A 23,309-nucleotide genomic window follows, 5' to 3' on the forward strand; every position below is an offset into this window, starting at 1 on the left:
CTGAACAGAACAGGACGACCAACATGAGCAAACAACTTCAAGACGCATACATCGTCGCAGCGACCCGTACCCCGATCGGCAAGGCGCCGCGCGGCGTGTTCAACAAGACCCGTCCGGACGACCTGCTGGTGGCCGCCATCCAGGGCGCAATGAAGCAGGTGCCGAACCTGGACCCGAACGTGATCGTCGACGCCATCGTCGGCTGCTCGTTCCCCGAGGCCGAGCAGGGCTTCAACGTGGCGCGCCAGGCCGTGGTGCTGGCGGGCCTGCCCAAGACCGTGGGCGGCGTCACCGTCAACCGTTACTGCGCATCGGGCATCACCGCGCTGGCCATGGCAGCAGACCGCATCCGCGTGGGCGAGGCCGACGTGCTGATCGCCGGCGGTGTTGAGTCGATGTCGATGGTGCCGATGATGGGCCATCACCCGTCGATCAACATGCGCGTGTTCGAGGACGACAACGTCGGCCTGGCCTACGGCATGGGCCTGACCGCCGAGAAGGTGGCCGAGCAGTGGAAGGTGTCGCGCGAAGACCAGGACGCATTCGGCCTGGAGTCGCACCGCCGCGCCATCGCCGCGCAGCAGGCCGGTCTCTTCAAGGACGAGATCACGCCGGTCGAAGTCGTGAACCGCAAGCCGGACCTGGCCAGCGGCGAGATCAAGATCAGCCGCCGCATGGTGGAGCTGGACGAAGGCCCGCGCGCCGACGCCAGCATGGAATCGATGGCCAAGCTCAAGCCGGTGTTCGCGGCCAAGGGTTCGGTCACGGCCGCGACCTCGTCGCAGATGTCCGACGGCGCCGGTGCGCTGATCGTGGTGAGCGAGAAGATCCTCAAGGAGCACAACCTGACCCCGCTGGCGAAGTTCTCGTCGTTCGCGGTGCGCGGCGTGCCGCCCGAGATCATGGGCATCGGTCCCAAGTTCGCGATTCCGGCGGCCTGCGCCGCGGCGGGCATCAGCCAGGACCAGCTGGACTGGATCGAGCTGAACGAAGCGTTTGCCGCGCAGGCGCTGGCCGTGATCCGCGACCTGGGGCTGGACACCAGCAAGGTCAACCCGATGGGCGGCGCGATTGCGCTGGGCCACCCGCTGGGCGCGACCGGCGCCATCCGCGCCGCGACCGTGGTGCACGCGCTGCGTCGTAACAGCCTGAAGTACGGCATGGTGACGATGTGCGTGGGCGCGGGCATGGGTGCGGCTGGTATCATCGAGCGCGTCTGATCGACTTGTAGCAGACCGCGTGGGCACGGGTGCCCACCCTACAGTGTCAAGGTAGGGTGGGCACTCGTGCCCACGCGGTTTTCACGCGACTAAAAAACTGGGGAGACACTGCATGGAAATTGTGACGACCAAGGCCAACGGCATCCTGGCCATTGAATTCAACCGTCCGGAGCGCAAGAACGCGATCACCGGCGCCATGTACAAGGCCGTGGCAGACGCGCTGCTGGACGGCGACCAGGACAGCGTGGTGCGCGCCGTGCTCATCACCGGCAAGCCGGAGATATTCACCGCCGGGAACGACCTGGACGACTTCCTCAACAACGTGAAGCCGGAAGACGGCTCGATGGGCATCGACCGCCCGGTGTTCCAGTTCATGCGCGCGCTGGCGGGCATGAACAAGCCGGTGGTGGCGGCCGTGTCGGGCGCGGCTGTGGGCATCGGCACCACCATGCTGATGCACTGCGACCTGGTGTACGCGGCCGATAACGCCAAGTTCTCGCTGCCGTTCTCGCAACTGGGTCTTTGCCCGGAATTCGCTTCGTCGATACTGCTGCCGCAGCTGGCAGGCTACCCGCGCGCGGCCGAGAAGCTGCTGCTGGGCGAAGCGTTCGGGGTGCAGGAAGCGTTCGAAATGGGCCTGGTCACGCGCGTGCTGCCGGCCGGCGAATTGGCCGCGTTCGTGCAGCAGCAGATGGCCAAGCTGGTGGCGCTGCCGCCGGCATCGATCCGCGCCACCAAGGCGCTGATGAAGCGGCCGCGCACCGATGCGATCAACGACACCATGGCCGTCGAGAATAAGCAGTTCGGGGCGATGCTGCTGGGCGCCGAGGCGAAGGAAGCGTTCACCGCCTTCTTCGAGAAGCGCAAGCCCGATTTTTCGAAGTTCGACTGAACGCGGTAGGGTGGGCAGGTCTTCCTGCCCACGCGTTCAGCGCACGCTTGTGTGGCCTGAACGCTTGCCCCGGAGTGCTTGCGTCGCTTGAACGCGTGGGCGGGAGACCCGCCCACCCTACGGGAGCTTCCGGTTACTTCTGGGGTGCGGTGGCTTGCAGCCCGTCTTTGAAACCCTGCGTCATGTCGGGCAGGGCGACCAACCACAGATAGCTGCCGGCAGCCAGCGCGATCGCGAGGCCGAACAGCCGTGCGCGCACCGCTTTGTTGCGGCCCTGCCGGGACGGGTCGGGCTCGCCGCATTTTGGACAGGCGGTGGCCTTTGGCGAGACTTCGGAATCGCATTGCCTGCATGAGACGAGTGCCATGATCTCCTCCTTTTACTTTTGACTTATCGTTTCATCATGTTTGCGGATCGGCCAGCGCGTCAATGCCCTAGCGCGGCTCATCCTGACGAATCATCCACCGCAGCAATGCGCAGGTCAATTCGCATCGCATAGGTGCCGCTTGCCGGCGGGGCCGGACAGGCGCTCGGTCCAGTCCTCGGTCTGGCCGCTCGCCAGGCGGCGCGCGAAGAGTTCGCGCCAACTCGAGGGCAGCGCGGCAAGAGCGGCCAGCTCGCCGAGCACCTGCGGGCGAGTGTCCCTGTCGTACAGGGCCGCGATGATGCGCGACAGTGGCCACGCAGGATGCGGGCGCTCCAGCAGCACCAGCGCGTCCCCTGCGGCCACCCAGCCCGGCGCGAGCACGCGGTAGTACCAGCCCGTTCGCCCGCTGCGCTGGACCAGCGCGGCCATCGCAGGTTCGGCGAACCGCAGGTTCAGCTTCCAGCAGGGCTGGCGCGACTGCGATACCTGTACGATGGCGTCACCCAGGGCGAGCACGTCGCCGATGCACAGGTCCGCTTCGGTGCACCCGATGGTGGACAGGTTTTCCCCGAAGGCGCCGGAGCGCGCCAGCGATGCGCGCATACCGATGCGCGAGATCCACCACGCGTAATGCTCCAGTGCGTAGTGGTGCAGCGCTTTTGCGGGGCCGCCGTGGCGCCGAGTGTCGGCCTGGGCATCACCTTCCAGTCCGCTGCGGCCAAGCCAGCAGGGCGCGTCCAGCGCTTGCTTGGCGATGCCGCTGGCAGCAACGGCCCCCAGCGGCGCCACCGGGCCGGCCAGCAGGGTTGTTACCGTCCAGCGCATCGCGGTCCGGTCAGCCGCGCAGGTTGGCCAGGATGGTGGCCAGCTCCGCCGTCTGCATGTCGCCCAGCGGCTGCAGCGGCGCGCGCGGCGCGCCGGCGTCGAAGTCGAGCAGCTTCAGGCCAGCCTTGACAGTGGTGGGCAAGCCGCCCCTGACGATGAACTGCAGCAGCGGCAGCTGGCGATAGAACAGCTGTCGTGCGCGTGGCAGGTCGTTGGCCTGCATCGCCTCGTACAAGGCCAGCGGCAGCTCGGCGTTCAGGTTCGGCGCGGCGGTGCACCAGCCCGTCGCTCCCGCGGCCAGCGCGGCCAGCGCGAGCGGGTTGCTGCCGTTGTAGAACGGGATGGCGCCGTCGGTCAGCTGCGCGAGCCGGTGCATGCGCTGCACGTCACCCGTGCTCTCCTTGACCATGGTGACGTTCGGGACCGCGCGGCAGATGCGGGCGATCAGTTCCGGCGACATGTCCACGCCGCTGGTAGCCGGGTTGTTGTACAACATGATCGGAATCGAGATCGCTTCGGCGATGCGCGCGTAGTGGCCGAGGATCTCGGCCTCGTTCAGCTTCCAGTACGAGACCGGCAGCACCATGACCGCATCCGCGCCGGCCTGCTCGGCAAAGCGGGCGCGGCGGATGGCGTTATCGGTGGTCAGGTCGGAAATGCCCACCACGACGGGCACGCGCCGGCCCACCGCGCGGATCGCGGTGTCGGCCACGCAGTCCCATTCGTGGTCCGACAGGTAGGCGCTTTCTCCTGTGCTGCCGAGCGGGGCGATGGCATGCACGCCGCTGCTGACGAGGCGCTCGACCAGCGCGGCCAGTGCCGGCGCATCCACCTCATTGTTGTGGGTGAACGGCGTGACGGGATAGGCGATGATCCCTTTGAATTGTTTGGTCATGATTGTTCCTTTGTCGTGTGGGCTCAGGCCAGGCAGTCGGCGTGGCGGCGCAGGGCGCGCCGCGCGTAGTAGGCGAAGGTGACGCTGTCGCGCTTGGGCGTGGAGATCCAGTCGTGCGCCTCGCGCGCCAGCGCTTCGGGCAGCGGCTTGATGGCGCCGGCGCTCATGGCCAGCAGCTGCAGGCGCGCGGCGCGTTCGATCAGGATCGCCAGCATGCAGGCTTCCTCGATGGTCTTGCCGACCACCAGCTGGCCGTGGTGGGCCAGCAGGATGGCGCGCTTGTCGCCCAGGGCGCGGGCGATGATCTCGCCTTCCTCGTTACCGACCGGGACCCCGGGCCAGGCTGGCAGGAAGGCGCAGTCGTCGTATAGTGGGCAGGTGTCCATGTGCGAGACGGCCAGCGGTTCTTCGAGCATCGACAGCGCGGCCGCATGGGTCGGGTGGGTGTGGATGATGCAGTTCACGTCCGGCCGCTGGCGATAGATCCAGGTATGGAAGCGGTTGGCGGGGTTGGGAATGCCGCGCCCGGCCAGCACCTTCAGGTCCTGGTCCACGTGGATCAGGTTCGACATCGCGATCTCGTCGAAACCCAGGCCAAGCTGCTGGGTGTAGAAACTGTCGCCGCCTTCGGCGCGGCAGGTGATCTGCCCGGCCAGCCCGGAATCGTGGCCGGCGTCGAACAAGACGCGGCAGGTGAGCGCCAGTTTCTGGCGCGCGCTCCAGCCGCTGTCGCCGAATTCCTGGGCAAGGCGTTGCTGGGCGATGGAGACAAGCTCCTGTTTGGATAGGGTCAAGGTATCAGCCAATTGGTTCTCCTGTTGCTCGATGAATGGCGTTCCCCCGCCCGGCGGGCCCACCCGACTGGAAACGAAGTGAATCATAGGACACGACGTGTCCTACTGTACAATAGATTTTCCATATCGTGGGTGCAGGCTATGACTATCAGGCTGAAACTGCTGCGCAAGCAGAAGGGCTGGTCGCTCGAGGTGCTCGCCGAGCAGACCGGCCTGACCAAGAGTTACCTGTCGAAGGTGGAGCGAGGCGTGAGCGTGCCGTCGATCGCGGTCGCGCTCAAGCTGTCCAAGGCGCTCGGCGTCGAGGTGGGCGACCTGTTCTCCGAGGCGCGCAACCGCGAGGCGGTCGTCATCACGCGCGCGGCGCAGCGCACGCGCATTGGCGACCCAAAATCGAGCGCGCGCAAAGTGGAGGGTATTGCCACCGAGGTGGCTCCCAAGCGCATGCTGCCTTTCGTGGCCTGGCCGTCCGCCGAGTTCTCGGCGTCGGGTTACAAGGAGCATGAAGGCGAGGAGCTGCTGTTCGTCCACCGCGGCGCCATCGAGCTCGAATTTCCCAACGAGACCGTGCGCCTCGACGAAGGCGACTCCGTCTACTTCAATGCGCTGATCCCGCACCGGATGCGCAGTGTCGGCCCGGTGCAAGCGGAGGTGCTCGTCGTCGTCAGCAACGACGAGGAAGACGGGGCCTGACGCCTGCGAAGCACGAACGAACCTTCGCATGCTACGAACGGACTAGTCCCCCTCTTGTCGTACTAGCCCATCCGGCGCATCGGACTAGGCAGCCTGCAGGGTCTCGTGCAGCCCTCTGGCGAATGGTCCGCGCAGCCAGCCACAACTAAGCTTTCTCCATCCGTTATTGGGATTGGAGAAGCACGTGTCTATTCAACGCAAGCCCCTGTCTGTCCTCATCAGCAGTACCTTTGCCTTCACCATCTGTTTTGCGGTCTGGATGATGTTTGCGGTGCTGGGCATCCCCATCAAGACCCAGCTTGGCCTGAACGAAACGCAGTTCGGGCTCCTCGCGGCCACGCCGGTGCTCACCGGCTCGCTGGTGCGCGTCCCGCTTGGGATCTGGACCGACCGCTACGGCGGGCGCATCGTCCTGTTCGTGCTGATGCTGTCCGCCGTGATCCCGGTCGCCCTGATCAGCTACGCCACCGAATACTGGCAGTTCCTGCTGCTGGGCCTTGGCGTGGGCCTGGCTGGCGGCTCGTTCTCGGTCGGCACGCCGTACGTGGCGCGCTGGTTCTCGAAAGAGCGCAAGGGCCTGGCGATGGGCGTCTTCGGCGCCGGTAACTCGGGCTCGGCGCTCACCAAGTTCGTCGCCCCGGCCATCATCGCAGCCTGGGGCTGGCAGGCGGTGCCGCGCGTGTTCGCGATCGCGCTCTTCGCCACCGCCGTCATCTTCTGGCTGTTCTCGTACACCGATCCGTCGCACGTGGGCACCGGGGGCTCCAGCTTTGCCCAGCAGCTCAAGGTGCTCAAGGACCCGCGCGTGCTGCGCTACTGCCAGTACTACTCGGTGGTGTTCGGCGGCTACGTCGGGCTGGCGCTGTGGATGACCAAATACTACGTGGCCGAATACGGCTTCACGATGTCCACTGCCGCGCTGCTTGCCGCCTGCTTTTCGCTGCCGGGCGGCGCTGTGCGCGCGGTTGGCGGCTGGATCTCCGACAAGTACGGCGCCTACAAGGTCACCTGGTACGTGATGTGGGTGATGTGGGTGTGCCTGTTCCTGCTGTCGTACCCGCAGACCAGCATGACCATCAAGACCGTCAACGGCGCGCTGAACCTGAACCTGGCCTTGACCCCGTGGATGTTCACCGCGCTGCTGTTCGTGGTCGGCGTGGCCATGGCGATCGGTAAAGCCTCCGTCTTCAAGTTCATCGGCGACGAATTCACCGACAACATCGGCGCCGTCTCGGGTGTGGTGGGGCTGGCCGGCGGCCTGGGCGGCTTCATCCTGCCGATCATGTTCGGCGCCCTGGTCGACCTGACCGGCGTGCGCTCCAGCGCATTCATGCTGCTGTACGGGACGGTCTGCGTATCGCTGGTCAGCATGCACTTTTCCTTCAAGCCCGCGCGGGCCGGCGCTGCCACGCTCGCGCCCCGCGCGGCTTGAGCCTTGATTCCTTTTGGGGAGTACAACATGAGCAAATACCTGATACAGACCTGGGAACCCGAGTTCCCGGCATTTTGGCGCGACACCGGCAAGAGTACGGCTGACCGCAACCTGTGGATCTCGATCCCGGCCCTGCTGCTGGCCTTCGCCGTGTGGATGGTGTGGAGCGCGGTGGTGGTGCACCTGCCGTCGATCGGCTTCAAGTTCAGCACCAACCAGCTGTTCTGGCTGGCCGCGCTGCCCGGCCTGTCCGGAGCAACGCTGCGCATCTTCTACTCGTTCATGGTGCCCATCTTCGGCGGGCGCAAGTGGACCACGATCTCCACTGCCTCGCTGCTGCTGCCCGCCGCCGGCATCGGCTTTGCGGTGCAGGACCCGAACACCAGCTACCCGACCATGCTGGTGCTGGCGCTGCTGTGCGGCTTCGGCGGCGGCAACTTCGCTTCGTCGATGGCCAACATCAGCTTCTTCTATCCCAAGGCGCAGAAGGGCTACGCGCTCGGCATGAACGCGGGCCTGGGCAACCTGGGCGTATCGGTGGTGCAGTTCGTGGTGCCGCTGGTGATCACGGGCGCGGTGTTCGGCGCCCTCGGCGGCGAGTCGCAGGCCGTGGTCAAGAACGGCGAGACCAGCCAGATGTGGCTGCAGAACGCGGGCTTCATCTGGGTGCCGTTCATCCTGCTCGCTACCCTGGCTGCGTGGTTCGGCATGAACGACCTGGCCCCGGCCAAGGCCTCGTTCAGCGAGCAGGCCGTGATCTTCAAGCGCAAGCACAACTGGCTCATGTGCTGGCTGTACACCGGCACCTTCGGCTCGTTCATCGGCTATTCGGCGGCGTTCCCGCTGCTGATCAAGAGCGAATTCCCGGACGTGAACCCGCTGCAGTATGCGTTCCTGGGCCCGCTCGTGGGCGCGCTGGCGCGCGTGGCCGGCGGCTACATCTCGGACAAGCTGGGCGGCGCACGCGTGACGCTGTGGACCTTCCTGGTGATGATCGGCGCGGTGATGGGCGTGCTGTCGTTCGCGCCGGCGCACGGCGCGGCCGGTAACTTCCACGGCTTCTTCTGGATGTTCATGCTGCTGTTCGCCGCCTCGGGCGTGGGCAACGCATCGACCTTCCGCATGATCCCGGTGATCTTCATGACCGAACGCCAGCGCGAGGCGGCCGGCAAGGACAAGGCGGCGCAGGACCAGGCGATCGTGGACGCCAACAAGGAGAGCGCCGCGGTGCTCGGCTTCACCTCGGCCGTGGCGGCCTATGGCGCCTTCTTCATCCCGAAGAGCTACGGCACCTCGATCGCACTGACCGGCAGCCCGAACGCGGCGCTGTGGGCCTTCATCGCCTATTACGTGACCTGCGTCGTGATCACCTGGTGGCACTACGCGCGGCGCAACGCGCCGATGCCCTGCTGAGGCAGGGCGGGGCTGCCCATGGAAGACATCGAACGCTTCATCGAAGGCTTCGGCCGCTTCCAGAAGCAGTATTTCGGGGCCGGCCACCCGCTGTTCGCGTCCCTGCGCGAGGGGCAGCACCCATCCACGCTGGTGATCGGCTGCTGCGACTCGCGCGTGGACCCGGCGCTGCTCACCGACAGCGCGCCGGGCGACATGTTCGTGGTGCGGAACATCGCCAACCTGGTCCCGCCATGCACGCCGCAAGCCCCGCCGGGCGTGAGCTCGGCGATCGAGTTCGCCGTCTGTAACCTGCAGGTCGAGCGCGTCATCGTGCTCGGCCACGCGCGCTGCGGCGGCATTGCCGCACTGATGGCGCCGCGCCAGCTGGCGCCGGAAACCGATTTCGTCGGGCGCTGGATGAAGATCGCCGAACCGGTGCGGCAAAGGATCGAAAGCGGCTACCAGCACCGCAGCCCCGATGAGCGGCGCCGCCTGCTCGAGCAGGCCAGCATCCTGCAATCGCTGGACAACCTCATGACCTATCCGTGGATCGCCAGCCGCGTGGCGCAGGGCTCGCTCAAGCTGCATGGTTGGTACTTCGACATGGAATGCGGCGCGCTGATGGCCTACTCGGCGCGCCAGCAGTGCTTCCTGCCGATGGTGCCGGCGGCGCAGGCCGGGCCGCGGGCGGCATAGGCATTTAGCGCTAGACGGACTAGTACTTCCAGAAGCGCGCATTCGCCTGTTATGCGAATACCCATCAGACAGGCCGCTGCTTAGACTGCCTACTGACGTTTTGACCCCTACAAGGCGCAAGCCTGGAGAGCAGATGAGTCACTTTTTGGATCGATTGAAGTTCTTTTCCCGCGAGACCTTCGCGGATGGCCACGGCGCCGTCGTGGCCGAGGACCGCACCTGGGAGAAGGCATACCGCCAGCGCTGGCAGCACGACAAGATCGTGCGCTCGACGCATGGCGTGAACTGCACCGGTTCGTGCAGCTGGAAGGTCTACGTGAAGAACGGCCTGATCACCTGGGAGACCCAGCAGACCGACTACCCGCGCACCCGTCCCGACCTGCCCAACCACGAGCCGCGCGGCTGCCCGCGCGGCGCCAGCTATTCGTGGTACGTGTACTCCGCGCAGCGCGTGAAGTACCCAATGGTGCGCGGCCGGCTGATGAAGATGTGGCGCCAGGCGCGCATGTCGATGGACCCGGTGTCGGCCTGGGAGTGGGTGAGCCAGGACCCGGACCGCGCGCGCCAGTACAAGTCGGTGCGCGGCCAGGGCGGTTTCGTGCGCGCCACCTGGGACGAGGTGAACGAGATGATCGCCGCCGCCAACGCGTTCACGGTCAAGCGCTACGGGCCGGACCGCGTGGTCGGCTTTTCGCCGATCCCGGCCATGTCGATGGTGAGCTACGCCGCCGGCACGCGCTACCTGTCGCTGATCGGCGGCGTGGCGCTCAGCTTCTACGACTGGTACTGCGACCTGCCGCCGGCAAGTCCCCAGGTGTGGGGCGAGCAGACCGACGTGCCGGAATCGGCCGACTGGTACAACTCGACCTTCCTGATGGTGTGGGGCTCGAACGTGCCGATGACGAGGACGCCCGACGCCCACTTCTACACCGAGGTGCGCTACAAGGGCACCAAGACCGTGGCGGTGTCGTCCGACTTTGGCGAGATGGCCAAGTTCGGCGACATTTGGCTCGCGCCCAAGCAGGGCACCGACGCTGCGCTGGCGATGGCGATGGGCCACGTGATCCTGTCCGAGTACCATGCCACCGGCAAGTCCGAGTACTTCCGCTCGTACGCCAAGCAGTACACCGACTTCCCGATGCTGGTGCTGCTCAAGGAGCACGAGGGCAAGCTGGTGCCGGACTACTTCCTGCGCGCCTCGCACCTGGCCCGCAACCTGGACGAAACCAACAATCCCGAATGGAAGACGCTCGTGATCGACGAGGCCAGCGGAGACATCGTGGCGCCCACCGGTTCGATCGGCTTCCGTTGGGGCGAGAGCGGCAAGTGGAACCTGGAGCAAAAGAGTGCGAACGGCACGGCCATCGACCCCCTGCTGTCGCTGGCTGGCTGCCGCGACGAGATCGCCGTGGTCGGCTTCCCGTATTTCGGCGGCGATGACCATGACCCGCTCCTGCTGCGTAACGTGCCGGTCAAGCACCTGCAGCTGGCCGACGGCAGCATCGCCAAGGTGGCGACGGTCTACGACCTGACGCTCGCGAACTACGGCGTGGACCGCGGCTTTGGCGGCGCCAACGTGGCGCGCGACTACGGCGACGACGTGCCCTACACGCCCGCCTGGCAAGAGAAGCACACCGGCGTGAAAGCCGCCGACGTGATCACGGTGGCGCGCCAGTTCGCGGACAACGCCGACAAGACCCGTGGCAAGAGCATGGTGATTGTTGGCGCGGCGCTGAACCACTGGTACCACATGGACATGACCTACCGCGGCATCATCAACATGCTGATGATGTGCGGCTGCGTAGGCCAGTCCGGCGGCGGCTGGGCGCACTACGTGGGCCAGGAGAAGCTGCGCCCCCAAACCGGCTGGACGCCGCTGGCGTTCGCCCTCGACTGGCAGCGCCCGTCGCGCCAGATGAACGGCACCTCGTTCTTCTATGCGCACACCAGCCAGTGGCGCCACGAAAAGCTGCCTGCCTCCGCGATCGCCGCGCCGACCGCCGGCAGCGAGGTGGAAAGCATGGCGCTGATCGACTTCAACGCCAAGGCCGAGCGCCTCGGCTGGCTGCCGTCGGCGCCGCAGCTTGAAACCAACCCGCTGGACGTGACCAGCCGGGCGCGCGCCGCCGGGCAGGATCCGGTGCAGTTCGCGGTGGAGCAGATGCGCCAGTCCAAGCTGAGCTTCTCGTGCGACGATCCGGACAACCCGGCCAACTTCCCGCGCAACATGTTCGTCTGGCGCTCGAACATCCTGGGCAGCTCGGGCAAGGGCCACGAGTACTTCCTCAAGTACCTGCTCGGCACGCAGAACGCCGTCAACAGCGACGAATCGGACTGCATCAAGCCGCGCGACGTGAAGGTGCGCCCGGCGGCGGAGGGCAAGCTGGACCTGCTGGTGGTGCTCGACTTCCGCATGTCCACCACTTGCCTGTACGGCGACATCGTGCTGCCCACCGCCACCTGGTACGAGAAGGACGACCTGAACACGTCGGACATGCACCCGTTCATCCACCCGCTGTCCGAAGCCGTGCAGCCGCTGTGGCAGTCGCGCTCGGACTGGGAGATCTACAAGGGCATCGCCAAGAAATTCAGCGAGATTGGCGGCGAACTGCTGGGCAAGTGCGAGGACCTGGTGCTCACGCCGCTGATGCACGACACCCCGGGCGAACTGGGCCAGCCGTTCGATCCGAAGGACTGGCGCGCCGGCGAATGCGAGCCGGTTCCGGGCAAGACCATGCCGGCGATGACCGTCGTCGCGCGTGACTACGCCGACGTGTACCGCAAGTACACCTCGGTCGGCCCGCTGCTCGAGACCGTCGGCAACGGCGGCAAGGGCATCTCGTGGAAGACCGGCCACGAGGTCGAGCTGCTGCGCGGGATTAACCGCACGGTGCAGGAGGAGGGCGTCTCGAAGGGCCAGCCGCGGCTGGACAGCGCGATCGACGCGGCCGAGATGATCCTGGCGCTGGCGCCGGAGACCAACGGCCATGTTGCGGTCAAGGCATGGGAGGCGCTGTCGAAGATCACCGGGCGCGACCACACCCACCTGGCCAAGCCGCGCGAGCACGACACGATTCGCTTCCGCGACGTGCAGGCGCAGCCGCGCAAGATCATCTCCTCGCCCACCTGGTCGGGGCTGGAGTCGGAAGAGGTCAGCTACAACGCCGGCTACACCAACGTGCACGAGCTGATCCCCTGGCGCACGCTCACCGGGCGCCAGCAGTTCTACCAGGACCACCGCTGGATGCGCGACTTTGGCGAGGGCTTTTGCGTGTACAAGCGCGCCATCGACACGCGCACCATCGCGCCGATGCTGGGCGCGCGCCCGAACGGCAACCAGGAGATCGTCCTCAACTGGATCACGCCGCACCAGAAGTGGGGCATCCACTCGACCTACTCGGACAACCTGCGCATGCTCACGCTCTCGCGCGGCGGTCCCCACGTGTGGGTGTCGGAGGCCGACGCCAAGCAGGCCGGAATCGTGGACAACGACTGGATCGAGGTGTTCAACGTGAACGGCACGCTCACCGCGCGCGCCGTGGTCAGCCAGCGCGTGCCGCCCGGGATGACCCTGATGTACCACGCCCAAGAAAAGATCGTCAACGTGCCCGGCGCGGAGACCTCGAAGATGCGCGGCGGTATCCACAACTCGGTGACACGCGCGGTGATTAAGCCGACCCACATGATCGGCGGTTACGCGCAGCTGGCCTGGGGTTTCAATTATTACGGCACCGTCGGTTCGAACCGCGACGAATTCGTCGTGGTCCGCAAGATGGCCAAGATCGACTGGCTCGAGCGTCCGATGCCCGGCGCCGCCACGGGAGAGTAAAGCATGAAAATCAGAGCGCAAATCGGGATGGTGCTCAACCTGGACAAGTGCATCGGTTGCCACACCTGTTCGGTCACCTGCAAGAACGTGTGGACCAGCCGTGACGGCGTCGAGTACGCATGGTTCAACAACGTCGAGACCAAGCCTGGCATCGGCTACCCGAAGGAGTGGGAGAACCAGGACAAATGGCAGGGCGGCTGGAAGCGCAATGCCAACGGGCGCATCGAGCCGCGCCAGGGCAGCCGCATGCGGATCCTGGCAAACATCTTCGCCAACCCGAACCTGCCGTCGATCGACGACTACTACGAGCCCTTCACCTACGACTACGAGCGCCTGCAGAACGCGCCGCTGTCGGAGACGCCGCCCACCGCGCGCCCGGTCTCGGTGATCACCGGGCAGAAGATGGACAAGATCGAGTGGGGCCCGAACTGGGAGGACGACCTGGGCGGCGAGTTTGCCAAGCGCAGCCGCGACAAGCTGTTCGACGACATGCAGAAGGACATGTACGGCAAGTTCGAGAACACCTTCATGATGTACCTGCCGCGCCTGTGCGAGCACTGCCTGAACCCGGCCTGCGTGGCGTCGTGCCCGTCCGGCTCGGTGTACAAGCGCGAGGAGGACGGCATCGTGCTGGTGGACCAGGACAAGTGCCGCGGCTGGCGCATGTGCATCTCGGGCTGCCCGTACAAGAAGATCTACTACAACTGGTCTTCGGGCAAAGCCGAGAAGTGCACCTTCTGCTTCCCGCGCATCGAGGCCGGCCAGCCGACCGTGTGCTCCGAGACCTGCGTGGGCCGTATCCGCTACCTTGGCGTGCTGCTGTACGACGCCGACCAGATCGAGGCCGCGGCATCGGTAGCCGACGAGCGCGACCTGTACCAGGCGCAGCTGTCGATGTTCCTCGACCCGAACGACCCCAAGGTGATCGAGGAAGCGCGCCGCCAGGGCATTCCGGAATCGTGGCTCGAGGCCGCGCGCAAGTCGCCGGTGTACAAGATGGCGGTGGACTGGAAGATCGCCTTCCCGCTGCACCCGGAGTACCGCACCTTGCCGATGGTCTGGTACATCCCGCCGCTCTCGCCGATCCAGGCGGCGGCCGAATCGGGCCTGCTCGGCAAGAACGGCATCCTGCCCGACACCGCCTCGCTGCGCATCCCGGTGCAGTACCTGGCCAACCTGCTCACCGCGGGCGACAAGACGCCGGTGCTGCGCGCGCTCGACCGGATGCTGGCGATGCGCGCCTACATGCGCGGCAAGCACGTGGACAAGCAAGAGGACCTGGACCTGCTGGCCCAGGTCGGCCTGACGCGCGAGACGGTCGAGGACATGTACCACATCATGGCCATTGCCAACTACGAGGACCGCTTCGTCATCCCCAGCAGCCACAAGGAGATGGTCGAGGACAGCTTCAACGACAAGGGCTCGTGCGGCTTCAGCTTCGGCAACGGCTGCTCGGACGGCGTCAGCGAAGCGAGCCTGTTCGGCAAGAAGCAGCAGGGCTCGACGATCTTCGTGTCGATGCCCAAGTCGCGCAAGAAGAAGCAGGAGGAATCAGCGTGAGCGCCTACGCCTTCGACGCGCGCTACTACCGCGCGCTGGCCGCCCTGCTGCAGTATCCGGACGCGGCGCTGGTCGCGGCGCTGCCCGAGATCGCGGCCGCGCTGCATGCCGGTTCGCCCCTGCACGAGAAGGTCGCGCCGCTGCTCGGGCACCTGCGTGACGGCGAGCTGATCGAGCTGCAGCAGGAATACGTCGGCACCTTCGACCGCAACCCGTCGCATTCGCTGCACCTGTTCGAGCACATCCACGGCGAGTCGCGCGACCGTGGCCAGGCGATGGTGGACCTGATGCAGGAATACCAGCGCCACGGCCTGAAGATGGAGGGCGACGACCTGCCCGACTACGTGCCGCTGTTCCTCGAGTTCCTGTCGCTGCTGGACGAAACACAGAGCGCGAACCTGCTGGGCGAGGCGGTGCACGTGCTGGCACACGTCGGCCGCAAGCTCGCGCAGCAGGGCAGTCCGTACGCCGGCGTGTTCGCCGCGCTGGAACTGCTCAGCAGCGTGGCGCCGGCCGAACTGGACGTGCAGCCGGCGCGCGACATGGACGAAGCGCTCGAGACCTTCGGGCCGGGCGCGGACGGCGCCGAACCGCTGCTCGGCAGCGCCGCGGGCGGCGTCCAGCCGATCAATTTCTATCCGCAGCGCCCACGCAAGACAGTCTGACAAAGGAAGGGACATGGACTACCTGCACAACTTCATATTCGGGATTTACCCCTACATTGCGCTCGCCGTGTTCCTGCTCGGCAGCCTGGTCCGCTTCGACCGCGAGCAGTACAGCTGGCGCTCCGAGTCGAGCCAGCTGCTGCACCGGGGCAGCCTGCGCCTGGGCAGCACGCTGTTCCACGTCGGCGTGCTGGGCCTGTTCTTCGGTCACGCCGTGGGCCTGCTCACGCCGGTCGCGGTGTGGGACGCGCTGGGCGTGAGCCACCAGGCCAAGCAGATGGTGGCGATGGTGGCCGGCGGCGCGATGGGCAGCCTGTGCCTGATCGGCATCCTGGTGCTGCTGGCGCGCCGCTTCGGCAGCGAGCGGCTGCGCGCCATCACCACCGCGCGCGACAAGCTGGTGCTCGGCTGGATCCTGGTGGCGCTGTCCCTGGGCCTGGCGTCGATCTTCGTCTCGGCCTCGCACACCGATGGCCATGTGATGGTGCAGCTGATGACCTGGGCGCAGCACGTGGTGACCTTCCGCCAGGATGCCGCCGGCTTCCTCGTTGACGTGCCGCTGGTGTTCAAGCTGCACCTGTTCATGGGCATGTCGCTGTTCCTCATCTTCCCGTTCACCCGGCTGGTGCACGTGTGGAGCGGCTTTGGCGCGGCAGGCTATCTGCGCCGCGCGTGGCAACTGGTGCGCGTGCGCTAAAAAGGAGCGATCATGGGAATCAGCGTCAATGGCGTGGACATCACGGACGAGCGCATCCAGGCCGAACTCGCCTGGCACCAGCAGGCTGCCAATCCGCTCGGCGAGAGCGTGCACGAAGTGGTCCTGCGCACCCTGCTGCTGCAGGAAACGGAGCGGTTGGGTGTGATCGGTAAAACCGAGGACGACCGCATCGAGGCCCTGTTCGCGCGCGAAGTGGCCGTGCCCGAGCCGGACATGGAGAGCTGCCTGCGGTTCTATACGGCCAACCTCGAACGCTTTGCGCCCAGCCCGTTGGTCGAGGCGCGCCACATCCTGTTCCAGGTCACGCCAAACGCGCCGCTGGCGCTGCTGCGCGAGACCGCCGGCGCGGTGTTCGACGAACTGCGCCGCGACCCGGACCGCTTTGGCGAGCTGGCGGTGAGGTATTCCAACTGCCCGTCGGGCGCGCAGGGCGGCAGTCTTGGCCAGCTTTCGCGCGGCCAGTGCGTGCCCGAGTTCGAGCAGGTGCTGTTCCGCCTTGCCGAAGGCCAGTTCGCCCCGCGCCCGGTGGAATCACGCTTCGGCCTGCACATCGTGCAGGTCACGCGCCGGATCGATGGTGCGCCGTGGCCGTTCGAACTGGTCAGGCAGCGCATCGCCGACCACCTGTCCAGCAGCAGCTGGCAGCGCGCGCTGCACCAGTACCTGCGGCTATTGGCCGGACGCGCCGCGATCGAGGGCATCGAACTCGATGGCGCGGCCACGCCGCTGGTCCAGTAGCGCAGAAGGGGGACGGAATGTTACGTGACCGCTTTGGCCGCTCGATCGACTACCTGCGCCTGTCGGTGACCGACCGCTGCGACCTGCGCTGCACTTACTGCCTGCCGGCCGGCTTCAAGGGATTCGAGGAGCCACAGTCCTGGCTCACATTCGACGAGATCGAGCGCGTGGTCGCCGCGTTCGCGCGGCTGGGCACCTCGCGCGTGCGCCTGACCGGCGGCGAGCCGCTGCTGCGCCGTGGCCTGCCGCAGCTCGCCGCGCGGCTGTCGTCCCTGCCGGGCATTCGCGACCTGTCCCTGTCCACCAACGGCACCACGCTTGCGCGGCACGCGCGCGCGCTGCGCCAGGCCGGGGTAGGGCGCATCAACGTCAGCCTCGATTCGCTCGACCGATCCTGCATGGCCAGCATCACCGGGCGCGACAGCCTGCCGCTGGTGCTGGCCGGCCTGCGGGCGGCGCAGGAAGCGGGCTTTGACCCGATCAAGATCAACATGGTCGCGATGCGCGGCGTGAACGAGAGCGAGATCGAGGACATGGCGGCGTTCTGCATCGAGCGCGGCTTCGTGCTGCGCCTGATCGAGGCGATGCCGGTGGGCGACACCGGGCGCGGCGCATCGTTCCTGAGCCTGGCCCAGGTGCAGGCCCGCTTGCGCGAGCGCTTTGCGCTGGTGCCCCAGGCGGTGGAGCTGGGCGGCGGACCGGCGCGCTACCTCGCCACGCCCGATGGGCGCGCCAGCATCGGCTTCATCACGCCGATGTCGCAGCACTTCTGTGCCACCTGCAACCGCGTGCGGCTGGGCGTGGACGGCACGCTCTACCTGTGCCTGGGCCAGGACGACAGCGTTGCGCTGCGCCCGCTGCTGCGCGGCGGCGCCAGCGACGGCGAACTGGAGGCCGCGATCCGCGCCGCGGTACAGCGCAAGCCGCAGCGGCACGAATTTGAAGAAAGGCCGGAAAAGGTAATCCGGTTCATGGCGCAAACGGGTGGCTAGATGGTAGGTTGATGGCATGGACCGCGCGTATATACTGTCGGGAACGGGCGCAGCGCCCTCATGAAAGAAGCGGCAATGTCGGAAACTGAGCGGGTACCGGTACGGCGTTCACTGTCGACGAAGATCGTCGGCGTACTTGTCGGCTTCCTGGCCGTGGCCCTGGTCATGATCGGGACCACGCTCTACCTGTCCTGGCAGCTGCAGGGCAGCGCCGCGGCCATCAACGAAACCGGCAAGCTGCGCATGGCGAGCTACCGGCTGTCGCTGGAACTGGCCCGTTCGGCGCGCGGCGAACGCGTCGAGGCCGCCGACGAGGCGCGCCACCAGCTGGACGCCCTGGGCACGGCCATCTGGCAGCTGCGCAAGGGCGATCCCCAGCGTCCGCTCGTGCTGCCCCCGGCGCAGCCGATCCACGCGCAATTTTCCCGTGTCTCGGCCTACTGGAACGACGCGGTGCGGCCGGCTGCGCTGTCCGTGCTGGCGGCCGCACCAGGCAGCCAGTCGATGCAGGCGCTGGTGCACTGCGAGGCGCTCATCGACGGTTTCGTCAGGGACGTCGATGCGCTGGTGCGCGCCATCGAAACGGACAGCGAGCGCCGCATGTTCTGGCTGCGCGCCTCGCAAATGGCGCTGCTGGCGATGGCGGTGGCCAGCACGGTCACGCTGGTGTACGTGCTGTTCGGCCTGATCGTGGCGCCGGTCATGCGCATCCACCAGGGCATCATGCGCATGAGCGGTGAGGATTTCAGCGTGCGCGTGGCGGTGGACAGCGACGACGAGTTCGGCCAGGTGGCGCACGGCTTCAACCAGATGGCGGCGCGCCTGCAATCGCTGTACGGCGACCTCGAGGGACTGGTGCGCAGCAAGACCGCCGCGCTGGAAGCGCAAAACGGCGAGCTGGCGCTGTTGTACGACAGCGCGGCCTTCCTGCAGCAGCGCCTGCCGGTGGATGCGATGTGCGAGGGCTTCCTGGCGCGCCTGATGGAGTACTTCAAGGCCGATGGCGGCTCGGTGCGCGTGCTCGATCCCACCCGCGGCAACCTGCACATGGTGGCGCACAAGGGCATTCCGGCGCGCCTGGTCGAGGCCGAGCACTGCCTGAAGGTGGGCGAATGCCTGTGCGGCGAAGCGGTCGTGAAGAAGGTGGCGCTGGTGCACGACCTGCGCCAGGCGCCGGCCGGGCCAACGCTCGAATGCCGGCGCGCCGGGTTCCAGACCGTGTCGGTGTTCCACATCTTCGCGCACGAGCAGAACCTGGGCTTTTTCAACCTGCACTTCAAAAGCGCCCGCCAGTTCGACGAGCGCGAGCGCGCGCTGCTCGAATCGATGGGGGCGCAGCTGGGCGTGGCGATCGAGAACGAACGCTATTTCGTGCGCGAGCGCGAGATGGCGATCTCGGAAGAGCGCAACCTGGTCGCGCGCGGCCTGCATGACAGCATTGCGCAGGGCCTGAACTTCCTGAATTTGCAGGTGCAGATGATGGAGCAGTCGCTCGCGGCCAAGCGGCTGGACGAAGCCTGCGACATCGTGCCTGCGCTGCGGGCGGGCGTGGAGGAGAGCTACCAGGACGTGCGCGAGCTGCTGCTGAACTTCCGCAGCCGCCTGCACGAGGGGAACCTGCTGGCGTCGCTGCAAATGACGATCAATAAGTTCCGCCAGCAGGCCGGCATCGTGGTGGAATTGCAGAGCGATGGCGAGGACGGGCCGCCGTTCCCGGGCGAGCAGCAGCTGCAGATCCTGTTCATCGTGCAGGAGGCGCTGTCGAACGTGCGCAAGCACGCCGGCGCAAGCCGGGTGCTGGTGCGCCTGCATGACCGTCACGATTTCGTGCTCTCCATCGAGGACGACGGGGCGGGCTTCGATGCGTCGGCGGTCCTGGAGCGCAAGGACAGCCAGGTCGGGCTGCATATCATGCGCGAGCGCGCCGCGCGCATCGACGCCACGCTGGACATCCAGTCGGCGCCGGGAGAAGGCACCAGGGTGACGCTACGGCTGCCGATGGAAATGCGGCACGCCGCTTGAACAAGGGGGATTTCGTGCAAACCGAAGAGACCGTGAAACCGATCAGCGTGCTGCTGGTGGACGACCACGCGCTGTTTCGCAGCGGGATCCGCTCGCTGCTGCAGCGCCAGGGCGAATTTGCCGTCGTGGGCGAAGCGCCGGACGGCGTGGAAGGGGTCAAGCGCGTGCGCCAGCTGCGGCCGGACGTGGTGCTGCTGGACCTGAACATGCCGGGCATCTCGGGCGTCGAGACGCTGCAGCTGATGCTGCAGGAGTGCCCCAGCTGCAAGGTGCTGATGCTGACGGTGTCCGAAGAGGCGCACGACCTGACGCTGGCGATCCGCGCCGGCGCCAGCGGCTACCTGGTCAAGAACATCGAGACCGACTTCTTGGTGCGCGCGATCCGCCGCGCCGCCGCCGGCGAGAAGGTGGTGGCGGAGTCGATGACCGGCAAGCTGATGGACCAGATCACGGCCGGCGGCGCACCCGCGCGCCCGCCATCGGAGCTGGACAAGCTGACCGTGCGCGAGAAGGAAATCCTGGCCTGCCTGGCACGCGGCGACAGCAACAAGGCGATCGCGCGCGCGCTCGACCTGGCCGAGAGCACGGTCAAGATCCACGTCCAGAACGTGCTGCGCAAGCTCAAGCTGGCCAGCCGTGTGCAGGCGGCGGTGTTTGCCGTTGCAAACCAGGCGCAGCTGCACGACTGAGGGGCACCGCGGCCGGTTTTCTGTGCAGGCCGCCTGCGTAAATTGTTGACGTCGTCCCCGCGCAGGCGGGGACCCATACTGAGTGTCACGCCACGCAGCTGCAGCAAGAGCATGCTCAGCATGGGTTCCCGCCTTCGCGGGAACGACGTGCTGAAGTTTCCACATCACGCAGGCAGCAACATCCCCATTTTTCGCCACAAACGATGACCAATCTCATGGGTCATTGCTTCTATTTCGCAACAAAGTATTGCAATCGGCATGACCGCAAATTAGAATCATTCTCATTTAGATTTGCGCTCATCCCCCAACATGCTCACCACACCACGCCTCTCGCCCCTGCTTGCGGTGCTTACCGCCGTTGCGCTCACTGCCTGTGGCGGGGGAGGCGGCGGCAGTCCGGCCCCGGTGCAGGCGCCGGTTGAATCGGTGTCCTCCTCGCTGAGCCAGGCCGCGGCGCTGGGCGAAAAAATCTTCAGCGACGTGTCGCTGTCGGCCTCGGGCAGGCAGTCGTGCGCGAGCTGCCACAATCCGGCCAACGGGCACGGCCCGACCAGCGGCCTGGCGGTGGAGCTCGGCGGGCCGGACGGTTCGGTGGTCGGGTTCCGTGCCGCGCCGTCGCTGCGCTACATGCAGGCCACGCCCGCCTTCCATTTCGAGGCGGACGGCACGCCGGTGGGCGGCTTCACCTGGGATGGCCGCGCGCAGACGCTGGCCGAGCAGGCCGAGCGCCCCTTCCTGGCGCCGCACGAAATGGCCAATGCCAGCAAGGCCGACGTGGTGGCCAAGCTCAAACAGGCCACCTACGCCGACCAGTTCCGCGCCGTGTTCGGCACGGCCATCTTCGATAACGCGGAACAGGCATTCAGCCGCATCCAGTTCGCGCTGCAGCAGTTCGAGAAGGAAGACCCGCGCTTCACGCCCTTCGATTCGAAGTACGACCAGTTCCTGGCCGGCAAAGTGATGCTCAGCGATGCCGAGCTGCGCGGCCTGGCCTTGTTCAACAACCCGAACAAGGGCAACTGCGCGGCCTGCCATACCAGCGCGCGCGGCGCCGACGGCAGCGCGCCGCTGTTCACCGACTTCAGCTACGACAACCTGGGCGTGCCGCGCAACGCGCGCATTCCGGCCACCAGCAACCCGGCTTACTACGACCTGGGCCTGTGCGGCCCGGACCGTACCGACCTGACGACGCGCACCGACCTGTGCGGCGCGTTCAAGGTGCCGACCTTGCGTAACGTGGCCACCCGCAAGAGCTTCTTCCACAACGGCGCGTTCTCGAACCTGACCGACGTGGTGCGCTTTTACGTGACGCGCGACACCAATCCCGAGCGCTGGTACCCGACCGGGCCGGACGGCGTGGTGCAGAAGTTCAACGATTTGCCGCCGGAGTACCGCAAGAACGTCAACACCAGCGAGGCGCCGTACACCCGCCAGCCGGGCATGGCGCCGGCGCTGGACGAAACTGAGATCGCCGATCTTGTCCAATTCCTGGGCACGCTGACCGACGGCTACCGACCATAAACATTCACGGAGAAGAACAATGAACAAGAAATTGATCGCTGCGGCGCTGGGCGCCGCCTTCCTGGCCCCGATCGGCGCCATGGCGCAGGAAACGGACCTGGCAAAACGGGTGGAACAGCTGGCGGCCGAACTGGAGAAGGTGAAGGCCGAGCTGGCCGCGCAGAAGGCCCAGGCTGCCGCCGCGCCTGCGCCGGCGCCCGCGCCTGCCGCCCCCGCGATCCGGGCCGCCGGCGCGCCGCTGCAGGCCCCATCCAACGCGCCGGCGCCCATCGCGGCCGTCACCGCCACGCCGGCCAGCGCCATGACCCAGGACACCGTGCTGACCGGCTACGGCGAAGTCAACTACAACCACCCGGTGCGTAACGCCAGCGGCTCGCAAACCGACGTGCGCCGCGCCGTGATCGGCTTCCAGCACCGCTTCGACGAGAAGACCAAGCTGGTGTCCGAATTCGAATGGGAGCATGCCGTCGCGTCGGCCGAAGACCAGGGCGAGGCCGAGGTCGAGCAGCTGTATGTGGAACGCGAATTTGCCGGCGGCCTGCGCGCCAAGGCCGGCCTGTTCCTGATGCCGGTGGGCCTGCTCAACCAGAACCACGAGCCGACCGCGTACTACGGCGTGGAGCGCAACTTCGTCGAGACCCGGATCATCCCGACCACCTGGCGCGAGGCCGGCGTGGGCCTGACCGGGGAATTTGGCGAGGGCTACACCTGGGACGCGGGGCTGACCACCGGCTTTGACCTGACCAAGTGGGACCCGGCCTCCAGCGAAGGCCGCGAGTCGCCGCTGGGCTCGATCCACCAGGAAGGCCAGCTTGCCAAGTCGCGCGACCTGGCGCTGCACGGCGCGCTCAACTGGCGCGGCTATCCGGGCCTGCTGGTGGGCGGCTCGGTCTTCACCGGCAAGGCGGGCCACGCAACGGCGGGCTTCCCGGCGCAGGGCGCACGCGTGACGCTGTGGGACCTGCACACCCGCTACACGCCGGGCGCATGGGACCTGTCGGCGCTGTGGGCCTACGGCCGCATCACCGACACCAACGCCCTGAACGCCACCTTCGTCGGCAACCCGACCCCGGTGCCCAGCAGCTTTGCAGGCTGGTACCTGCAGGCCGCGTACAAGCTGTGGCAGAAGAGCGATTTCACCCTCAGCCCGTTCGCGCGCTTCGAGAGCTTCAACACCGCGCGCAGCTACAGCGCGCTGCCGGCGGGCCTGGGCGTGCCGTCCGCAGGGTATGAGCGCGTTGCCACCGTGGGCGCCAATCTCCTGGTCGGGCAGGGCGTGGTGCTCAAGGCCGATTACCAGAAATTCCGTGACGATAAGTCGCAAGACCGGGTGAACCTCGGCGTCGGCTTCTCCTATTGAGGTATC

Annotated in this window: 20 protein-coding genes; 16 read left to right on the top strand and 4 right to left on the bottom strand. The window is 66.8% G+C overall.

Translation table 11 applies throughout. The annotated features are described in order from the left end of the window. Positions 1–23: 23 nt before the first annotated feature. Together NX774_RS16235 and NX774_RS16240 are read left to right on the top strand one after the other, a co-directional pair. Positions 24–1,220 (top strand): acetyl-CoA C-acyltransferase, encoded by a 1,197-nt coding sequence (locus NX774_RS16235; RefSeq protein ID WP_258823272.1) that lies wholly within the window; start codon positions 24–26, stop codon positions 1,218–1,220. A gap of 112 nt (positions 1,221–1,332) precedes the next feature. Beyond that, the gene (locus tag NX774_RS16240; protein WP_258823273.1) at positions 1,333–2,112 is read left to right on the top strand and encodes an enoyl-CoA hydratase; all 780 of its coding nucleotides are present in this window, start codon (positions 1,333–1,335) and stop codon (positions 2,110–2,112) included. Between the two features lie 133 nt (positions 2,113–2,245). Here the strand turns inward: NX774_RS16240 and NX774_RS16245 are convergent, their stop codons facing one another. From NX774_RS16245 to NX774_RS16260, 4 genes are all read right to left on the bottom strand, one after another. Next, the gene (locus NX774_RS16245) at positions 2,246–2,479 is read right to left on the bottom strand and encodes a hypothetical protein (RefSeq protein ID WP_258823274.1); all 234 of its coding nucleotides are present in this window, start codon (positions 2,477–2,479) and stop codon (positions 2,246–2,248) included. A 114-nt stretch (positions 2,480–2,593) separates the two neighbouring features. After that, positions 2,594–3,304: an MOSC domain-containing protein gene (locus NX774_RS16250; RefSeq protein ID WP_258823275.1), complete on the bottom strand. Its 711-nt coding sequence runs from the start codon at positions 3,302–3,304 to the stop codon at positions 2,594–2,596. Positions 3,305–3,314: 10 nt separating this feature from the next. Then, positions 3,315–4,199, bottom strand: coding sequence for a dihydrodipicolinate synthase family protein (locus NX774_RS16255; RefSeq protein WP_258823276.1), 885 nt, complete (start codon positions 4,197–4,199; stop codon positions 3,315–3,317). A gap of 23 nt (positions 4,200–4,222) precedes the next feature. Then, positions 4,223–5,005 carry an aldolase gene (locus tag NX774_RS16260; RefSeq protein ID WP_258823277.1) on the bottom strand — a complete coding sequence of 261 codons (783 nt, stop codon included), beginning with the start codon at positions 5,003–5,005 and terminating at the stop codon, positions 4,223–4,225. Between the two features lie 129 nt (positions 5,006–5,134). Between NX774_RS16260 and NX774_RS16265 the strand changes: the two genes are divergently transcribed. From NX774_RS16265 to NX774_RS16330, 14 genes are all read left to right on the top strand, one after another. After that, positions 5,135–5,686 carry a helix-turn-helix domain-containing protein gene (locus NX774_RS16265; protein ID WP_258823278.1) on the top strand — a complete coding sequence of 184 codons (552 nt, stop codon included), beginning with the start codon at positions 5,135–5,137 and terminating at the stop codon, positions 5,684–5,686. Positions 5,687–5,870: 184 nt separating this feature from the next. Further along, positions 5,871–7,118 carry an MFS transporter gene (locus NX774_RS16270; RefSeq protein ID WP_370660440.1) on the top strand — a complete coding sequence of 416 codons (1,248 nt, stop codon included), beginning with the start codon at positions 5,871–5,873 and terminating at the stop codon, positions 7,116–7,118. 27 nt (positions 7,119–7,145) lie between these two features. Continuing rightward, entirely contained in the window at positions 7,146–8,531 is a 1,386-nt protein-coding gene (locus tag NX774_RS16275; protein WP_258823279.1) for a NarK family nitrate/nitrite MFS transporter, read from the top strand. 18 nt (positions 8,532–8,549) lie between these two features. Next, the gene (locus NX774_RS16280) at positions 8,550–9,209 is read left to right on the top strand and encodes a carbonic anhydrase (protein ID WP_258823280.1); all 660 of its coding nucleotides are present in this window, start codon (positions 8,550–8,552) and stop codon (positions 9,207–9,209) included. A gap of 133 nt (positions 9,210–9,342) precedes the next feature. Beyond that, a complete protein-coding gene (locus NX774_RS16285; RefSeq protein WP_258823281.1) occupies positions 9,343–13,038 on the top strand; it encodes a nitrate reductase subunit alpha in 3,696 nt (1,231 codons plus the stop codon). 3 nt (positions 13,039–13,041) lie between these two features. After that, positions 13,042–14,598 carry a nitrate reductase subunit beta gene (narH, locus tag NX774_RS16290; RefSeq protein ID WP_258823282.1) on the top strand — a complete coding sequence of 519 codons (1,557 nt, stop codon included), beginning with the start codon at positions 13,042–13,044 and terminating at the stop codon, positions 14,596–14,598. Continuing rightward, positions 14,595–15,263, top strand: coding sequence for a nitrate reductase molybdenum cofactor assembly chaperone (gene narJ / locus NX774_RS16295; protein WP_258823283.1), 669 nt, complete (start codon positions 14,595–14,597; stop codon positions 15,261–15,263). Before narH ends, narJ begins: the two co-directional genes overlap by 4 nt. A gap of 13 nt (positions 15,264–15,276) precedes the next feature. Beyond that, positions 15,277–15,960, top strand: a complete 684-nt coding sequence (narI, locus tag NX774_RS16300) for a respiratory nitrate reductase subunit gamma (protein ID WP_258823284.1) — start codon at positions 15,277–15,279, stop codon at positions 15,958–15,960. Positions 15,961–15,972: 12 nt separating this feature from the next. Continuing rightward, entirely contained in the window at positions 15,973–16,719 is a 747-nt protein-coding gene (locus tag NX774_RS16305) for a peptidylprolyl isomerase (RefSeq protein ID WP_258823285.1), read from the top strand. Between the two features lie 17 nt (positions 16,720–16,736). Continuing rightward, positions 16,737–17,711 carry a GTP 3',8-cyclase MoaA gene (gene moaA, locus NX774_RS16310; protein ID WP_258823286.1) on the top strand — a complete coding sequence of 325 codons (975 nt, stop codon included), beginning with the start codon at positions 16,737–16,739 and terminating at the stop codon, positions 17,709–17,711. A 75-nt stretch (positions 17,712–17,786) separates the two neighbouring features. After that, complete coding sequence (locus NX774_RS16315; RefSeq protein ID WP_258823287.1) at positions 17,787–19,733, top strand: type IV pili methyl-accepting chemotaxis transducer N-terminal domain-containing protein; 1,947 nt, start codon at positions 17,787–17,789, stop codon at positions 19,731–19,733. 32 nt (positions 19,734–19,765) lie between these two features. Beyond that, the gene (locus NX774_RS16320) at positions 19,766–20,422 is read left to right on the top strand and encodes a response regulator (protein ID WP_258823288.1); all 657 of its coding nucleotides are present in this window, start codon (positions 19,766–19,768) and stop codon (positions 20,420–20,422) included. A 309-nt stretch (positions 20,423–20,731) separates the two neighbouring features. Continuing rightward, positions 20,732–21,943, top strand: a complete 1,212-nt coding sequence (locus NX774_RS16325) for a cytochrome-c peroxidase (RefSeq protein ID WP_258823289.1) — start codon at positions 20,732–20,734, stop codon at positions 21,941–21,943. Between the two features lie 19 nt (positions 21,944–21,962). Further along, positions 21,963–23,303, top strand: coding sequence for a porin (locus NX774_RS16330; RefSeq protein ID WP_258823290.1), 1,341 nt, complete (start codon positions 21,963–21,965; stop codon positions 23,301–23,303). The last annotated feature ends 6 nt before the right edge of the window (positions 23,304–23,309 follow it).

The organism is Massilia agilis (genome assembly GCF_024756255.1).
Classification (GTDB): Bacteria; Pseudomonadota; Gammaproteobacteria; order Burkholderiales; family Burkholderiaceae_D; genus Telluria; species Telluria agilis.

What these genes read in the sequence shown, in the direction of transcription:
- NX774_RS16235 (WP_258823272.1), top strand. Translation starts at nt 24, where the DNA reads ATGAGCAAACAACTTCAAGACGCATACATCGTCGCAGCGACCCGTACC.
- NX774_RS16240 (WP_258823273.1), top strand. Translation starts at nt 1,333, where the DNA reads ATGGAAATTGTGACGACCAAGGCCAACGGCATCCTGGCCATTGAATTC.
- NX774_RS16245 (WP_258823274.1), bottom strand. Translation starts at nt 2,479, where the DNA reads ATGGCACTCGTCTCATGCAGGCAATGCGATTCCGAAGTCTCGCCAAAG.
- NX774_RS16250 (WP_258823275.1), bottom strand. Translation starts at nt 3,304, where the DNA reads ATGCGCTGGACGGTAACAACCCTGCTGGCCGGCCCGGTGGCGCCGCTG.
- NX774_RS16255 (WP_258823276.1), bottom strand. Translation starts at nt 4,199, where the DNA reads ATGACCAAACAATTCAAAGGGATCATCGCCTATCCCGTCACGCCGTTC.
- NX774_RS16265 (WP_258823278.1), top strand. Translation starts at nt 5,135, where the DNA reads ATGACTATCAGGCTGAAACTGCTGCGCAAGCAGAAGGGCTGGTCGCTC.
- NX774_RS16275 (WP_258823279.1), top strand. Translation starts at nt 7,146, where the DNA reads ATGAGCAAATACCTGATACAGACCTGGGAACCCGAGTTCCCGGCATTT.
- NX774_RS16280 (WP_258823280.1), top strand. Translation starts at nt 8,550, where the DNA reads ATGGAAGACATCGAACGCTTCATCGAAGGCTTCGGCCGCTTCCAGAAG.
- NX774_RS16285 (WP_258823281.1), top strand. Translation starts at nt 9,343, where the DNA reads ATGAGTCACTTTTTGGATCGATTGAAGTTCTTTTCCCGCGAGACCTTC.
- narH (WP_258823282.1), top strand. Translation starts at nt 13,042, where the DNA reads ATGAAAATCAGAGCGCAAATCGGGATGGTGCTCAACCTGGACAAGTGC.
- narI (WP_258823284.1), top strand. Translation starts at nt 15,277, where the DNA reads ATGGACTACCTGCACAACTTCATATTCGGGATTTACCCCTACATTGCG.
- NX774_RS16305 (WP_258823285.1), top strand. Translation starts at nt 15,973, where the DNA reads ATGGGAATCAGCGTCAATGGCGTGGACATCACGGACGAGCGCATCCAG.
- moaA (WP_258823286.1), top strand. Translation starts at nt 16,737, where the DNA reads ATGTTACGTGACCGCTTTGGCCGCTCGATCGACTACCTGCGCCTGTCG.
- NX774_RS16315 (WP_258823287.1), top strand. Translation starts at nt 17,787, where the DNA reads ATGTCGGAAACTGAGCGGGTACCGGTACGGCGTTCACTGTCGACGAAG.
- NX774_RS16325 (WP_258823289.1), top strand. Translation starts at nt 20,732, where the DNA reads ATGCTCACCACACCACGCCTCTCGCCCCTGCTTGCGGTGCTTACCGCC.
- NX774_RS16330 (WP_258823290.1), top strand. Translation starts at nt 21,963, where the DNA reads ATGAACAAGAAATTGATCGCTGCGGCGCTGGGCGCCGCCTTCCTGGCC.